Genomic DNA, 15,325 nt, shown 5'->3' on the forward strand with positions numbered 1-15,325 from the left:
GCCAAGATCACCGCCATGGGCGTCGACAGCGTCGCGGATCTGCGCGACCTCGATCCCCGGCCGGTGCGCAAAGCCATGACGGTGGTGGGCGAGCGCATCATCCACGAGTTGCGCGGTGTATCGTGCCTGCCCCTCGAACTGGTGCCGGCCAAGCGCAAGGGCTGCGCCGTGACCCGCTCGTTCTCCTGCCGCGTCGAGGACCGGGCGAACGTGGAGCAGGCGGTGGCCGCCCACGCGACGCGGCTCGGCGAGAAGCTCCGGAGCGAGGGGCTGGGCACCGACCAACTCACGGTCTTCTATCACACCTCGACCCATGACCGGGGCGACCCGATGCGTTCGGTCTCCACCACCGTGACGCTGCCCGAGGCGACGAACGACAGCCTTGTGCTGATCCAGGCGGCGCAGCTCGGGGTCGCCAGGACGTGGCGCGAGGCGCCGGGGGATCGGCCGTGGCGCTACAGCAAAGCCGGCGTCATCACCACGGACCTGATGCCGCTCGCGGCCTCGCCACGCGCCCTGATCGGCCGATTGGACCGTGAGCGCAGCGGCCCGCTGATGGCGGCGATGGACGCATGCAACAGCCGGTTCGGGCGGGGATCGGTTGTGCCGGCACGGGCAGGGCTTACGGAGAAGCGCACGTGGTCGACGAAGTTCGAGATGCGGAGCCCGCGCTACACGACGCAGGTGGCCGAGTTGCCGACGGCGCACGCGTGAAGAAACAGCTTCGGCTCGACAAGGAATCCCATGATGACGCCTCCAATGTCTGCAAGCGCCACGCGTCATCAGCCAGGGGGAGGTTCTCGCTTTTGAAGTCGTCGCGATACGGCACTCGCTTGCGCTGTGTGTCCATTGCGCCGAACCTGCTTCGTGATAGCGCCCGATCCAGCGTCACGCCATGGACACAGGGACCTTTGATTTTATTAGATTTTTTGCCAGAACAATCATTCTCTTAATCTGTAGGTCCTGGGTTCGAGCCCCAGCGCGCTCACCATTCCCGTCGTCGAGCCCGATGCACAGCGAGCGTCCTCGTTGCGGCACGTGGTCTGGACTTTGCACCGGAAACGATGGTTTTACACGGAGCCGTGAGACGGCGTAGGCTGCGTTCGGGCGGACCGGACCGGGGCACGGTGGGGAGGGATCGATGGATCTGGCTTCGATCCAGCAAGCGGCGATCGCCGCTTCCGCCGTCGCGGCGACACTGACGTTCATCTACAAAGTCTTCGACGACAAGCGAAGCCGGGACGCGCGCGATCTGTTCGACCGCCAGAGGATGCTGGAGCATCAGGCTTCGCGCGAGACGCGGGGCGAGCAGGCCGCGCGCGAAGGTCAGGGCAGTTCCCTCCATGCCGGAGGACCGAACGCGGGCAAGACCGCCGTGGACGGGGTGTCGGCGCCGATGGCGGGCCGGAAGATCTCGGTCTCGATCGCGGCGGAACGGATCACCGACGGCAAGACGACGAGCCGATTCCCGCTGCTGAACTTCAGGCGAACCAACGGATTCGTCCTGCGCGACGACGATCCCGCGCCGGAACCGATGGCGGCTCCGGCAGAGTCCCGCCTGTCGCACGACGAACGGATGCGTCACGCCGCCTCGAACGAAACGCAGGAACTGCTGCAGCGGATCGCGGAACTGCGCACGAAATCGGACGGCCAGAAATCCTGAGCCACCGCCGTTCGGCTCGTCCCCGGCCGATGTCCCTCGACGTCACGGAGTGAGCGCGACCCCGCCACGGCGCGTCGCCTCTGCCCGCACGGGTGAACTTGCACGGCAGGCCCCTGGGAGCGGCAGCGGTCGATGGTGGGTTGTCCTCGGGAAGCCCTCGACCCCCCGGCCCATTGAGGTTAACCAACCCTCAAGGCGCACGGCCTAGGTTGAGGCTGAGGGAGACCGGCGGAACGTCGGCCCCATCGGGAAGGGAGACGGTGTGCGTTGGGGGGCTGATCGCTGGCGGTTCTATCGTCTGATCGGCCGCGAGGTCGCGAAGGCGGCCCGCAACCTCTCTGCGGGCGCCACCGGGCGGCCCGACATCCTGGCCGGCGCCCGCGTCACGGGCCTCGTCATCGCGCCCCACGACCTGCGCACCAGCGACGCCACCTTCGCGGACGACATCTATGCCGGGTTGTTCGTGTTCGCCGGGCGCTCCCTCTCGGTGAGCGGGCGCTCGCCGTTCGACTACGCCCCGCCATCGCCGGAATGGGCCGACGCCCTCTACGGGTTCGGCTGGCTGCGCCACCTGCGCGCCGCCGATACGGCGCTCGCCCGCGCCAACGCCCGCGCCTTCGTGGCCGATTTCATGGCCGGGCGCGGCGACGCCGGTCTCGCCAAGCCCACCCCCGTCGCCGCCCGGCGCCTCGTCTCGTTCCTGTGCCAGTCGCCCCTGGTGCTCGAGGGGGCGGACCGCACCTTCTACGGCAACTTCCTCAAGACCATCGGCCGCACGGCCCGCGACCTCGAACGCGACCTGCGGCGCGGGCTCTCGCCCCAGACCCGCCTGCTCGCCGCCGTGGCCCTCTGCTACGCCGGCCTGTGCTGCGAGGGCATCCAGCCGATCCTGCGCCGGGCGACCCGCATCCTCGCCCGCGAACTCGAACGGCAGATCATGCCGGATGGCGGCCACCGCAGCCGCGACCCGCGCTTCACCATGGAATTGCTCCTCGACCTCCTGCCCCTGCGTCAGAGCTTCCTCGGGCGCGGCATCGATCCGCCGCAAGCCCTGCTCCACGCCGTGGACCGGATGCTGCCCCTGCTGAGACTCCTGCGCCACGCCGACGCGTCGCTCAGCCACTTCAACGGCATGGGCGAGACGGCGGCCGACCACCTCGCCACCCTGCTGGCCTATGACGGCGCCCTCGCCCAGCCGCTCATGCACGCGCCGAATTCCGGCTACGAGCGCCTGGAAGCCGGCCGCGTCCTGCTCGTGGCCGATGTCGGCGCGCCGCCGCCCCTGCGGGATTCCATCAATGCCGGGGCGGGCTGCCTCTCGTTCGAGTTCTCGAGCGGCCCCCAGCGGATCGTCATCAATTGCGGCCTGCCGGCGAGCGGGCCGGAACTCCGGCGCCTCGCCCGCAGCACGGCGGCCCATTCCACCGCCACCGTCGCCGACACCTCCTCGTGCCGGTTCCTCGCGGGTGGCGGGGCCTGGCATGAGCGCTGGGCCGTGCGCTGGCTCGCCGCCCGCATCGGGCCCGTGATCCTGCGCGGCCCCCGGGACGTGAAATCCGAGCGCACCCTCGAGCCGGACGGGACGCGGGTGCTGGCCGCCCGCCATGATGGCTACGGACCCGAATTCGGCCTCGTGCACGAACGGCGCTGGCGCCTTTCCGCCGACGGCGCCACCCTGGAGGGGGAGGACGCTTTCGTGCGGACCGGATCGGCCCGTCCGAAGGCCCACGAGGTCGCGATCCGCTTCCACCTTCACCCCGCCATCGCCGCCCGGGGCCGAACGGAGGGCGGCCTCGAACTCGTCTCGCCCATCGGCGAGGTCTGGCAGATGGAGGCCGAGGGCGCGCAGATCGCCATCGAGGAAAGCGTCTACTTCGCCGGGCTCACGGGCGCGCGGCGCACGGACCAGGTTGTGCTCTATCTCACGGTCATGGGCGAGGCGCGGGTGCGCTGGCGCTTCGCCAGGGCCTGACCACCGCTCATGGCCTCCCACCCTTGGCGGGTGGCGGACAGAGCCCGACGCGGTGTCCAGGGCCGGCGTTCCGAAACCCGGATTCCACCGACCCCGATTTTCGTGTTAGGCGCCCGGCAGTTCCATCGCCGTTCGACCGGACGAATCCCATGTCGCATGATCAGGTGCGGTTGACCCGCGCGCTCCTCTCCGTCTCGGACAAGGCGGGGCTCGTCGATTTCGCCAGGGCCCTCGACGCCCGCGGGATCGCCCTCGTCTCCACGGGGGGCACCCACCGCGAGCTCAAGGCCGCCGGCCTGCCGGTGACGGAGGTGGCGGACCTGACGGGCTATCCCGAGATGATGGACGGGCGGGTGAAGACCCTGCACCCGGCGGTGCATGGCGGATTGCTCGCCGTGCGCCAGAATCCGGAGCATCAGGCGGCGCTCGCCGCCCACGGCATCGGCGCCATCGATCTCCTCGTGGTCAACCTCTACCCGTTCGAGGCCACCATCGCGCGCGACGCCTCCTATGACGATTGCGTCGAGAACATCGACGTCGGCGGCCCGGCCATGATTCGCGCGGCGGCCAAGAACCATGCCGACGTCGCCGTGGTGGTGGATGTCTCCGATTACGGCGCCATCCTCGACGAACTCGCGGCCGGGGGCGGGACCCTCTCCGTCGCCACCTGCCGGCGGCTGGCCGGCAAGGCCTTCGCCCGCACGGCCGCCTACGACGCCGCCATCGCCAACTGGATGGCCGCGCAGGCGGAGGCGCAGACGTCGGCGCCCGCGTTCCGCGCGCTCGGGGGCCAGTTGGCCCAAACCCTGCGCTACGGCGAGAACCCCCATCAGACGGCGGCCTTCTACCGGACGCCCGGCGCGACTCGGCCCGGCATCGCCACGGCCCGCCAGCTTCAGGGCAAGGAGCTATCCTACAACAATCTCAACGACACCGACGCGGCCTATGAATGCGTCGCCGAGTTCGATCCCGCCCGCAGCGCGGCGGTCGTCATCGTCAAACACGCCAATCCCTGCGGCGTCGCCGAGGGCGCGACCCTCCTCGATGCCTACGAGCGGGCACTGGCCTGCGACCCGACCTCGGCCTTCGGCGGCATCGTGGCCCTCAACCGAACGCTGGATGCCGAGGCCGCCGCGAAGATCGTGGAGATCTTTACCGAAGTGATCATCGCCCCCGACGCGACGCCCGAGGCCATCGCCCTCGTGGCGGCGAAGAAGAACCTGCGCCTGCTGCTGGCCGGGGGCCTGCCGGACCCGCGTGCCGGGGGCGAAACGGTCAAGACCCTGTCGGGCGGCTTCCTCGTGCAGGGCCGTGACGCGGCGACCGTCGACGACATGACCCTGACGGTGGTGACGAAGCGCGCCCCGACGGAACAGGAATACGCCGATCTGCGCTTTGCCTACCGCATCGCCAAGCACGTGAAGTCGAACGCCATCGTGTACGCGCGGAACGGCGCCACCGTGGGCATCGGCGCCGGGCAGATGTCGCGGGTGGATTCCTCGCGCATCGCCGCCTGGAAGGCCGCCGAGGGTGCGGCCCGCATCGGCGTGCCCGAGAGCCTCGCCAAGGGCGCCGTCGTCGCCTCGGACGCGTTCTTCCCCTTCGCCGATGGCCTGCTGGCCGCAGCCGAAGCCGGGGCCACGGCGGTGATCCAGCCGGGCGGCTCGATGCGCGACGCCGACGTGATCGCGGCGGCCGACGCCGCCGGCCTCGCCATGGTGTTCACCGGGCACCGTCACTTCCGGCATTGAACCCTGCCCCTTGATCCTGCGACCCCGATCCTGCGCTCGGGGTATTCCGAAGGCCGGGTGCGGCGCGGGCCGAACCCGGCTTCCTACCGAGGCTGACGACCATGACCGATTCCGCAACGTCCCTCCGCCGCGCCGAGCGCCGGGCGGCTGGCAAGCGCCTGCGCGAGGCCGTGCCGCGCGAATCCCACGCCGAATGGACACCGGCGCCGGGGCGCGATCCCCTGGCCATCCTGCGCGCCGGCGACCGGGGCCGCCTCCTTGAACTCATTCCCCTGCGCCACGAGCGGATGCGGGCCAACCCGTTCGCGTTCCTGCGCGGCGCCGCCGCCATCATGGCCGCAGACCTCACCGGAGTCCCGGTGCCGGGTCTCCCCGTCCAGGCCTGCGGCGATTGCCACATCGGCAATTTCGGCGTCTATCGCAGCCCCGAGGGGCTGACCCTGTTCGACATCAACGACTTCGACGAGACCCTGTGGAACGTCGACTTCACCGTCGACGTGAAGCGCCTCGCCGCCAGCATCGCCGTCGCGGCCCTGGGCCAGGGCGAGGACAAGGCCCGCAAGGCGGCCCGGGCCGGGGTGCGGGCCTATCGCCAGCACATGCGCGACCTCGCCGATCTCGGCCCCCTGGCGATCTGGCATAGTCGCATCGACCTCGAACGGGAGATCGGGCGGTTCGGCGACGGCAACCTGTGCCGGCATCTCCTGCGCAAGGCCGCCATTGAGACCTCGGACGGCCTCAGCCACGGCGATGCCCCGGACCTCGACCCGGCGACGACGCAGGGCGATCCCGCGAAATGGCGCATCGCCGACAAGGCGCCGACGATCTTCCACGAAGGCGAGAACGGCCTGACCGAAGCGGTACAGGAGGCGGCCGAGGCCCTGCGCGCCTATCCGCGCAGTCTCAGCGCCGAGCGCCACACCCTGGTGCTGCGCTATGCCCAGCGCGACGTCGCGTTCAAGGTGGTGGGGATCGGCTCCGTCGGCACGGTCTGCGCCGTCGGCGTCTATGCCGACGCGGACGGGGCGCCGCTGTTCCTGCAGATTAAGGAGGCCCGCCCCTCCGTCCTCGCGCCCCTGGCCCTGCGCCCGTTCTCCCTCATCTCGGAGGGCCAGCGCGTCATCGACGGGCAGCGGATCATGCAGGCGGCGAGCGACCCGTTCCTCGGCACCGCCCAGTGCGACGCGAGCGGACGGTCGTATTACGTGCGCCAACTCAAGAACAAGAAGCTCTCGGCGGTGGGGGAAATCCTGGCCAAGGGCGGCGCCAAGACCTACGCCCAGCTCTGCGGCACCACGCTGGCCCGCGCCCATGCCCGCTCGGGCGATGCCGCGATGATCACGGGCTATCTCGGCAAGGGCGCGGCCTTCGACGAGGCGGTCGCGGAGTTCGCCCTGCGCTACGCGCATCAGACCGTGGCCGATCACGCCGCCCTCTGCGCCGAGAACGCCTGACGTCCGGGCTCCCGAAGGGGTTACTCCTTCGGCGGGTTCGGGCGGCGCCCGATGTGTGTCCCGGGGCTCTGCCCTGGACCCGCGAAGGGCTTGCCCTTCGAGACCCGAATGTTGGAAGCAAAAAAGGCGCGGGAGGCTGCCTCCCGCGCCTTTCTGTTGTTCGGGGGCGCCGCGGCGCCCCCGTCCGTTCAGTGGGCGTGGGCGCCGTCGGCGCCGATGCCGGTCTCCGAGCGGACGAACTGCGCTTCGAAGGCGGCGCGCTCGCGCTTGCCCCGGGCCGTGTTGTCGAGCTTCGACACGATGAAGATCGTGAGGAAGGCGAGCGGCATCGAGAACAGCGCCGGGTTGTCATAGGGGAAGATCGCCACCGGGTTGCCGAAGGTGGTGACCCAGACGGCCTTCGACAGGACCACCATGCCGACGGCCGCGAACAGGCCGACGAAGCCGCCGATGAGGGCGCCCCAGGTGGTGGTGCCCCGCCACAGGATCGACATGGTGAGGACGGGGAAGTTGCAGCTCGCCGCCACCGAGAAGGCGAGGCCGACCATGAAGGCGACGTTCTGGTTCTCGAAGATGTAGCCGAGGTAGATCGCCACCAGGCCGATCACCACCGCGGAAATCTTCGACAGACGCACCTCGGAGGCTTCGTTGGTGCGGCCACGGGCGATGACGCTGGCGTAGAGATCGTGGCTGACGGCCGAGGCCCCCGCGAGGGTGAGGCCGGCCACCACGGCCAGGATGGTGGCGAAGGCCACCGCCGAGATGAACCCGAGGAAGTACGGGCCGCCGACGGCGTTGGCGAGGTTCACCGCCACCATGTTGGTGCCGCCGATCATGTCCTTCAGCTTGTCGAAGGCGCCGGCCGGGCCGAGCTTGAAGTAGACCGGATCGGACATCAGCAGGGCGATGCCGCCGAAACCGATGATGAAGGTGAGGATGTAGAAGTAACCGATGAGGCCGGTGGCGTAGAACACCGACTTGCGCGCCGCCGTGGCGTCCGACACCGTGAAGAACCGCATCAGGATGTGCGGCAGGCCGGCGGTGCCGAACATCAGGCCCATGCCGAGCGAGATCGCCTCGATCGGGTTGTTGACCAGACCGCCCGGCGCCATGATGGCGTCGCCCTTCGGGTGGGTGGCGACGGCGGCCGAGAACAGCGCCTCGGGGTTGAAGCCGTACTTGAAGAGCACCGCGCCGGCCATGAAGCTGGCGCCGCCGAGCAGCAGGCAGGCCTTGATCACCTGCACCCAGGTGGTGGCCTTCATGCCGCCGAAGGCGACGTAGACGATCATCAGCACGCCGACGATGATCACCGCGTAGAGGTAGGGCAGGCCGAACAGGAGCTGGATCAGCTTCCCGGCGCCGACCATCTGGGCGATGAGGTAGAACGCCACCACCACCAGGGTTCCGATGGCCGAGATGATGCGCACCGACGTTTGGTCGAGGCGGAACGAGGCCACGTCCGCGAAGGTGAACTTGCCGAGGTTGCGCAGTCGCTCTGCGATGAGGAACAGCACGATGGGCCAGCCGACGAGGAAGCCGGTGGAATAGATCAGCCCGTCGAAGCCCGAGGTGTAGACGAGGCCCGAGATACCGAGGAAGGAGGCGGCCGACATGTAGTCGCCGGCAATCGCCAGGGAGTTGGTGCCGGCCGAGATGCCGCCGCCGGCGGCGTAGAAGTCGGCGGCCGACTTCGTCCCCATGGCGGCCTTGTAGGTGATGCCGAGGGTGAAGATCACGAAAAAGCCGAACATGCCGATGGCCGGCCAGTTCGTGGCTTGCTGGCTGACCGCCCCGAGATCGGGGCCGGCCGCGAAGGCGGCGCTGGCGGCCAGGGCCGCCAGGGCGGCGCCCAGGAGAAGGGGATGATTGAAGCGGCTCATCGTCCGAGATCCCGGATGAGTTCGGCCGTCAGATCGTCGAAGCGGCCGTTGGCGCGCTGGACGTAGATGCCCGTGAGGATGAAGGCGAAGACGATGACGGCAACGCCCAGGATGAGGCCGAGCGACGTCGTCGGCGTGCCAATCTTCGTGGCGAGCAGGGCCTTGTCGAAGGCGATGAGGCCGATGAAGCCGAAATAGACCACCAGCATGGCGCCGGTGAGGATCCAGCCGAAGCGGGTGCGTTCGTGCACGAGCTCCTTGAATCGCGGGTTCTGCGCGATCCGCGCAGTCATAGGATCGGTCATGGCGCAACTCTCCCCGAGCCGGCCCCTTCTCGAGGGCGCCTGACTCTTCCGTTATTGATGTGCTTGAAGTGGCCGGTTCGGCGAGCGCCACCGAGGGGCGCCCGCCTTCGTCACCGTCGGACCGCGTTCAGTGGGTCCGGTTCTGGCGATTCTCGATGAGGTCGTCGACCACGGCCGGTTCGGCGAGGGTCGAGGTGTCGCCCAGCGACGAGAACTCGTCCTCGGCGATCTTGCGCAGGATGCGGCGCATGATCTTGCCCGAGCGGGTCTTGGGCAGGCCGGGGGCGAACTGGATCAGGTCCGGCGACGCGATGGGGCCGATATCCTTGCGGACCCAGGCGACCAGTTCCTTGCGCAGCGCCTCGGAGCCCTCCTCGCCCTCCATGAGGGTGACGTAGGCGTAGATGCCCTGACCCTTCATGGAATGGGGATAGCCGACCACGGCCGCTTCCGAGACCTTGGGGTGGGCGACGAGGGAGGATTCGACTTCCGCCGTCCCCATGCGGTGGCCCGAGACGTTGATGACGTCGTCGACGCGCCCGGTGATCCAGTAATACCCGTCGGCGTCGCGGCGGCAGCCGTCACCGGTGAAGTAGGTGCCCGGATAGGTCGAGAAGTAGGTCTGCTCGAAGCGCTCGTGGTCGCCGTAGACCGTGCGCATCTGGCCCGGCCAGGAATCCTTGATGCAGAGGTTGCCCTCGCACGGCCCGTCCAGGGTCTTGCCCTCGGCATCGACGATCATCGGCTGCACGCCGAAGAACGGCCGCGTCGCCGAACCGGGCTTGAGCTTCGTCGCGCCCGGCAGGGGGGTGATGAGGATGCCGCCGGTCTCGGTCTGCCACCAGGTGTCGACGATGGGGCAGCGCGAGTCGCCCACCACCTTGAAGTACCAGTCCCACGCCTCCGGGTTGATCGGCTCACCGACGGAGCCGAGGACCCGCAGGGAGGCGCGGGAGGTGCGCTTCACAGGGCCCTCGCCGCCGCCCATGAGGGAGCGGATGGCGGTGGGCGCCGTGTAGAAGATGTTGACCTTGTGCTTGTCGACCACGTCCCAGAACCGGGAATTCGACGGATAGGTCGGGATGCCCTCGAACATGAGGGTCGTGGCGCCGTTGGCCAGCGGCCCGTACACGATGTAGCTGTGGCCCGTGACCCAGCCGACATCGGCGGTGCACCAGTAGACCTCGCCCTCGCGGTAATCGAACACGTATTGATGCGTCATCGACGCGTAGACGAGGTAGCCGCCGGTGGTGTGGACCACGCCCTTGGGCTGGCCCGTCGAGCCGGAGGTGTAGAGGATGAACAGCGGGTGCTCTGCCTCCACGGCCTCGGCCGGGCATTCGTCGGTGACCTGGGCGGCGGCCTCGTCGTAATAGACGTCGCGGCCCGGCTCCATGGCGACCTCGGAGCCGGTGCGGCGCACAACCACCACGTGATCGACGGCATCCTTGCCGAGGCGGGCGATGGCGGCGTCGACATTGGCTTTCAGCGGCACCTTGCGGCCACCGCGCAGGCCCTCGTCGGCGGTGATGATGAGCTTCGACGCGCAGCCTTCGATGCGGCCGGCGAGGGAATCGGGCGAGAAGCCGCCGAACACGATGGAGTGGATCGCCCCGAGCCGCGCGCAGGCGAGCATGGCGTAGGCGGCTTCCGGGATCATCGGCAGGTAGAGGGTGACACGGTCGCCCTTCGAGACGCCGCGATTGCGCAGCACGTTCGCCATCCGGCAGACTTCGGCGTGAAGCTGACGGTAGGTGATGTGCTTGGACTCGCTCGGATCGTCACCTTCCCAGATGATGGCGACCTGATCGCCGCGCGTCTCGAGATGACGGTCGATGCAGTTGTAGGCGACGTTGGTGCGCCCATCCTCGAACCACTTGATCGAGATGTTGCCCGGCTCGAAACTCGTGTTCTTGACGGTGGTGTAGGGCGTCGACCAATCGATCCGCTTGCCGTGTTCACCCCAGAAAGCGGACGGGTCCTCGACGGAGGCCTGATACATGGCCTGATACTGGGCGTCGTCGACATGAGCCCCCTCGGCCCAAGCCGCGCGGACTTCCACCACCTTCTCGTCCATGACGTCTTCCCTTGCGGTGCCCGATCGTATCGCGATGATCCGCGCAGCCGGGGCTTCCTGAAAATACTCTTAAGCGCAAGGAGATATCGTCGGCAAGCACCTGCGACACTATACTTCTGGACGGGTGTCACGCGGAGCGCGGGCCACCGCGATCAGTTGCAGCCGACACAGATTTGGGTTTCGATCCGACGGTCGAGGACGCGTTCCTTGGCGGACGGCGTGTCCGTTTCCCGGGGCCGTTCGCCGCCGAGGGCACGGCCCGGCGGCTTGGTCACCCCCGTGGCGGTGATGTTGCGGAAGGTCCCGGCGGATTCGATGTTCCGCATGGATTCGGGCGCCACGCCCTGGGCCAGGGCGGCGCCGCCCGCGACGGCGATCAGCCCGGAGGCGAGCAACAGACGCAGCGACCTTGTGCGGGAAACGGTGTGGACGGGCATGGCGGCCTCCTCATTCGGACGGCCAACGCGCGAGTTCCGACCCGGTTCTGCCCTCATCGGCGCGCCGTTCGATCCGTTCGGTATGGCGGCGTTCGGTTTCGCTCAGACGACACGCGGATCAGACGACACGCGGACTTGGCGATACGATCCCCGCCTTCGGCGAACGGAGATCGATCAGGCGCTGCGGCTGGCCTGGGCCGGCGGGAACAGCATCTCCACCAGGGTGCCCTCGTCCTTGCGGCTGGTGATGCGGAACTCGCCCCGGTTGGCTTCCACCAGCGCTTTGGTGATGGGCAGGCCGAGGCCGCTCCCGGTGCCGGGGCGCGGGCCCGGCACCGGCGCGGCGCGGTAGGGCTCCAGCAGGGTGTCGATTTCGGCCGGCGTCAGGCCGATGCCGGTGTCGCGCACCCGCAGGGCCACTTCGCCCCGGTCGGCCATGGTGGTGGAGACGATGACCTGCCCACCGGCCTCGGTGAAGCGGATCGCGTTGGCGATGACGGTGAGCGCCGCCTGCCGCAGGGAGGGCTCGTCGGCCACCAGGGGCGCGAGATCGGTGGAGAAGCTCGTGCGCACGACGATGCGCTCGCGGGCCGCCTCGGGCTGCATCTGGGCGACGCAGCGCGAGACGAGATCGTTGAGGGGAATCTCCGTGAAAGCGAGGTCGAGGCGCCCGGCCTCGATGCGCGCGAGATCGATGAGATCGTCGACGAGGGTCAGGATCTGGGTGCCGGATTGCCGGATGTCGCCGAGATAGGTCCGGTAACGGTCGCTCCCCAGGGCTCCGAACGGCTCCGTGAGCATGAGGTCGGCAAAGCCCAGGATGCCGCTCATGGGCGTCCGGATGGCGTGGCTGACATGGGCGAGGAATTCGGATTTGCGGGCGCTGGCCATCTCGGCGACGCGCAGGGCCTCCGCGGGTGACCCCACCCAATCCGATACGGGTCTGAGGATCGCGCACAGACGGATCTCGGCCGTGCCGGCGACGGCGCGGACGCCGAGGCGGAGGGGAACCGGCCCGTCGGGGCCACGCCCGGTCACGTCCCGCATCTCGACGACGGTGTGACCCGCATCCGAAACGCCGTGGGCCAGGGCCAGGACATCCACGGCGCTCTCGGGCGTGAACAGGCCGAGCAGGCTCTCGCCCACCACCTCGCGCGGGTCCGTGCCGAACAGTGTCGCCGCCCGCCGGTTGAGCCCGAGGATGCGGGCGCTTCCGTCGAGGGTCACGATGCCGTCGTCGAGGATGTCGAGGATGCCGAGAACCTCGTCGGCGCGATGCGCGGCGAAGTCCCGGGCGATCCGCTCGGCCGTGCGGGCGCGGGCCGGCTCGTCCGCCGCCGCGTCGCGGGCGAGGACGAGCTGCGCCGGTCGACCGGCCCAATCGATGACCGAAGTCTGCAGATCGACGCCCCGATGGGCGCCGCTCCGGTCCGTGAGGATCGCGGGGGCGTCGCTCGCCGGGCGCTCGTGGGGTGGCAGGCCGCGAAACAGGCAGGCGAGGCCGCCCGCCGCCACGACGGCGTCGAGGTCGGGAAAGTCCGCGAGATCGAGGAGGTGCCGGTTGGCGAACAGGAGGTCCGCACCCCGGTAGACGAGGACGCCCGTGGGCAGGCGATCGAGGGTCGCGGCCACGGCGGCGTCCGGTGCCGCGGGCAGGGCGGGCGCGGGAAACGGCATCACGTCACCGCTCGGCCCGGCGGCCTCGCGGGCGGGCGCTTCCTCGGCTTCATCCCCGGCGAAGCGCGCGCCGAGGGCGCGGGCGATCTCGCGGAAGGCGGCGTGCTCGTGGACCGTCAGGGACGGTTCCGGCGCGGGGGCCTCGCAAGTCTCCGGCTCCGGCTCCTGCTCCGGTGCGATGACGGGAACGGGAGCCGTCGCCTCGGGAACGACGGTTTCGGGCGGCGGCGGCGCGACGGCCTCGGGGCGGGACGCCGACTCGGGCGGAGGAACGGGGACGGACGGAAGAATGGGCGCAGGCGCGGCTTGAGGCATAGGCGCGGCCTCGACAGACCGCACGAGGCCGAACCCCGCGAAGCCTCGCGGCGCCTGTCCGGACCGGGCGAGGGGAGCGCCCGACAACTCGAATTCGACGCACTCCCCCGAAGCCCGGCGGATGCCGAGGGGAATGGCCCGGAACGTGCGCTGCGCCGCGAGGACGCTGATCAGGCCCTCGCCGTCGCGGACGATGCCGGCACGCGACAGGGCGGGCCAGGACCGGCCGAGGATCGTGCCGCGCAGGAGCGCCCCCGCCGGACCATCGACCCGCACCAGGATCCCGGACGCATCCGTCGCCCAGGTGAAGCGGGGCACCGTACCGGCTGGGGGCATCGCCGCCTCGGTGGGCTCGTCCGAAACAGGCGCGGGGCTGGACGGACCCGCTTGGCTCGGCGCCGCCGCGACGGGCCGCAGGCGGGGCAGCGGCGCCACCGGCACGAGAACGATCACGGCGCGGCCGTCCGCGAGGGCGCGTCGCGCGACGAAACAGGTCGTCGGCACCGCGACGCCACGACGGTCGAACTGGATACGCGTGAGGGTGGGCTCGGCCGTGGCGCGCATTTGCGCGCCGAGCCGCAGGGCCGGCGACACAGCGCCATCCGCCGCGATCGCCCGCGCCAGGGGCGCGGCCGCCGGGGAAGCATGCACCAATCGGGTCCCCGACGCATCGAGGACGAGCAGAACGGCGTCGGGCGCGCATAGAAGCGGCCCGAAGCGCGGATCGCGGTTCAGACCGGCCAGCAGAGCCGCCAGCGCCCCATCGTTGCCCGGGACAGGCCCTTCGATCCCGTTGTCGAACATTCGTACCCAGTTCACGGAACGAGCTTCTGGAAGAGGCGCTCCACCGCGGAGCCCTCCGTGAGGCATCCGAACCCGGCCGATGCCATGGACCGGGTTCGGAGTGAACGCCTCGGGAACGACACTTAACCGCAAGCGAGGCGGAGAGTGGACATCAATCGACAGCGCCACACGTTTACCTGTTGTCAATCTTAATGCGCCCGCCCAGGGTGGCATAGGGCGGACGGTGTGCTATTGTGCAGCGCACAACAAACGAATCAACAAGCCAACGAAAAGGAGAGGATGATGACCAGCACCCCGAATTATGAAGTCCCCGCCGAGATGCGCGATTTCGCGGAGAAGAGTGTCGATCAGGCCCGCAAGGCATTCGATTCGTTCATCAGCGCCGCCCGCCGCACCGCCGACACCGTCCAGGGCTCGGCCGAGACCGCCCGCACCAGCGCCCAGGACGTCTCCGCCCGGGGGTTCGAGTTCGCCGAGCAGAACGTGACGGCCGCCTTCGATCTCGCCCAGAAGCTCGTCCGCTCGCGCGACCTGCAGGAGGCCATGCAGCATCAGGCCGAGTTCGTCCGCAGCCAGTTCGCGGCGATCCAGGCCCAGGCCAAGGAGTTCGGCGGCCTCGCCCAAACGGCGATGCAGCAGAGCGCCGAGAAGGCCAAGGGTGTGATGCAGGAATCCGCCGAACATGCCCGCAAGGCCATGGAGCAGGGCGCCGAGGCCGCTCGCAAGGCCGGCGCCGAGACCGAGCAGGCCCTGCGCAACGCGACCAACACCAACGGCAACTGATCGCACGGCAACGGATCGCGAGGCCGGCTCGGACCGGTCCCGACTGTCAGACGGCCCGTCCCGCCGCGCGCGGGGCGGGCCGTTCGCGTTCCGGCCTTCAACTTTGCGGGAACCGGATTCCCCTCGGCGCGGCGATGCTCTAACGGTTGCGCCCCGCCGGGCGACCCCTGCGCCCGTGGCGGACAGCATGGATCGAGGAGCGCG

11 protein-coding genes are annotated in these 15,325 nt (G+C 69.6%); 6 read left to right on the forward strand and 5 right to left on the reverse strand.

All coding sequences use genetic code 11. The annotated features are described in order from the left end of the window. From BM249_RS16915 to BM249_RS16935, 5 genes are all read left to right on the forward strand, one after another. On the forward strand, positions 1-714 hold a 714-nt coding region (locus BM249_RS16915; protein WP_143103786.1), incomplete at its 5' end, for a DUF4113 domain-containing protein. A gap of 427 nt (positions 715-1,141) precedes the next feature. Continuing rightward, positions 1,142-1,663, forward strand: coding sequence for a hypothetical protein (locus BM249_RS16920; protein WP_091974222.1), 522 nt, complete (start codon positions 1,142-1,144; stop codon positions 1,661-1,663). A gap of 262 nt (positions 1,664-1,925) precedes the next feature. Then, positions 1,926-3,635, forward strand: a complete 1,710-nt coding sequence (locus BM249_RS16925; protein WP_091974223.1) for a heparinase II/III family protein — start codon at positions 1,926-1,928, stop codon at positions 3,633-3,635. A gap of 149 nt (positions 3,636-3,784) precedes the next feature. Next, the gene (purH, locus tag BM249_RS16930) at positions 3,785-5,386 is read left to right on the forward strand and encodes a bifunctional phosphoribosylaminoimidazolecarboxamide formyltransferase/IMP cyclohydrolase (protein WP_091974224.1); all 1,602 of its coding nucleotides are present in this window, start codon (positions 3,785-3,787) and stop codon (positions 5,384-5,386) included. Positions 5,387-5,487: 101 nt separating this feature from the next. Then, positions 5,488-6,840: a DUF2252 domain-containing protein gene (locus BM249_RS16935; protein WP_091974225.1), complete on the forward strand. Its 1,353-nt coding sequence runs from the start codon at positions 5,488-5,490 to the stop codon at positions 6,838-6,840. Positions 6,841-7,028: 188 nt separating this feature from the next. Here the strand turns inward: BM249_RS16935 and BM249_RS16940 are convergent, their stop codons facing one another. The 5 genes from BM249_RS16940 to BM249_RS16960 form a co-directional block, all read right to left on the reverse strand. Further along, positions 7,029-8,723 (reverse strand): cation acetate symporter, encoded by a 1,695-nt coding sequence (locus tag BM249_RS16940; protein WP_091974226.1) that lies wholly within the window; start codon positions 8,721-8,723, stop codon positions 7,029-7,031. Next, positions 8,720-9,028: a DUF485 domain-containing protein gene (locus BM249_RS16945; protein WP_091974227.1), complete on the reverse strand. Its 309-nt coding sequence runs from the start codon at positions 9,026-9,028 to the stop codon at positions 8,720-8,722. Before BM249_RS16945 ends, BM249_RS16940 begins: the two co-directional genes overlap by 4 nt. Positions 9,029-9,155: 127 nt before the next feature. Next, positions 9,156-11,105: an acetate--CoA ligase gene (acs, locus tag BM249_RS16950; protein ID WP_091974228.1), complete on the reverse strand. Its 1,950-nt coding sequence runs from the start codon at positions 11,103-11,105 to the stop codon at positions 9,156-9,158. A gap of 152 nt (positions 11,106-11,257) precedes the next feature. After that, a complete protein-coding gene (locus tag BM249_RS16955) occupies positions 11,258-11,542 on the reverse strand; it encodes a hypothetical protein (protein WP_091974229.1) in 285 nt (94 codons plus the stop codon). A 174-nt stretch (positions 11,543-11,716) separates the two neighbouring features. Next, positions 11,717-14,353, reverse strand: a complete 2,637-nt coding sequence (locus BM249_RS16960) for a PAS domain-containing sensor histidine kinase (RefSeq protein WP_143103787.1) — start codon at positions 14,351-14,353, stop codon at positions 11,717-11,719. A gap of 267 nt (positions 14,354-14,620) precedes the next feature. Between BM249_RS16960 and BM249_RS16965 the strand changes: the two genes are divergently transcribed. After that, positions 14,621-15,121, forward strand: a complete 501-nt coding sequence (locus BM249_RS16965; protein ID WP_091974308.1) for a phasin — start codon at positions 14,621-14,623, stop codon at positions 15,119-15,121. Positions 15,122-15,325: the final 204 nt, after the last annotated feature.

It is taken from the genome of Methylobacterium gossipiicola (assembly GCF_900113485.1).
Taxonomy (GTDB): Bacteria; Pseudomonadota; Alphaproteobacteria; order Rhizobiales; family Beijerinckiaceae; genus Methylobacterium; species Methylobacterium gossipiicola.

Bases quoted from the DNA above. Each gene is read 5' to 3' on its own strand.
- BM249_RS16920 (WP_091974222.1), top strand. From the start codon at position 1,142: ATGGATCTGGCTTCGATCCAGCAAGCGGCGATCGCCGCTTCCGCCGTC.
- purH (WP_091974224.1), top strand. From the start codon at position 3,785: ATGTCGCATGATCAGGTGCGGTTGACCCGCGCGCTCCTCTCCGTCTCG.
- BM249_RS16935 (WP_091974225.1), top strand. From the start codon at position 5,488: ATGACCGATTCCGCAACGTCCCTCCGCCGCGCCGAGCGCCGGGCGGCT.
- BM249_RS16940 (WP_091974226.1), bottom strand. From the start codon at position 8,723: ATGAGCCGCTTCAATCATCCCCTTCTCCTGGGCGCCGCCCTGGCGGCC.
- BM249_RS16945 (WP_091974227.1), bottom strand. From the start codon at position 9,028: ATGACCGATCCTATGACTGCGCGGATCGCGCAGAACCCGCGATTCAAG.
- acs (WP_091974228.1), bottom strand. From the start codon at position 11,105: ATGGACGAGAAGGTGGTGGAAGTCCGCGCGGCTTGGGCCGAGGGGGCT.
- BM249_RS16955 (WP_091974229.1), bottom strand. From the start codon at position 11,542: ATGCCCGTCCACACCGTTTCCCGCACAAGGTCGCTGCGTCTGTTGCTC.
- BM249_RS16965 (WP_091974308.1), top strand. From the start codon at position 14,621: ATGACCAGCACCCCGAATTATGAAGTCCCCGCCGAGATGCGCGATTTC.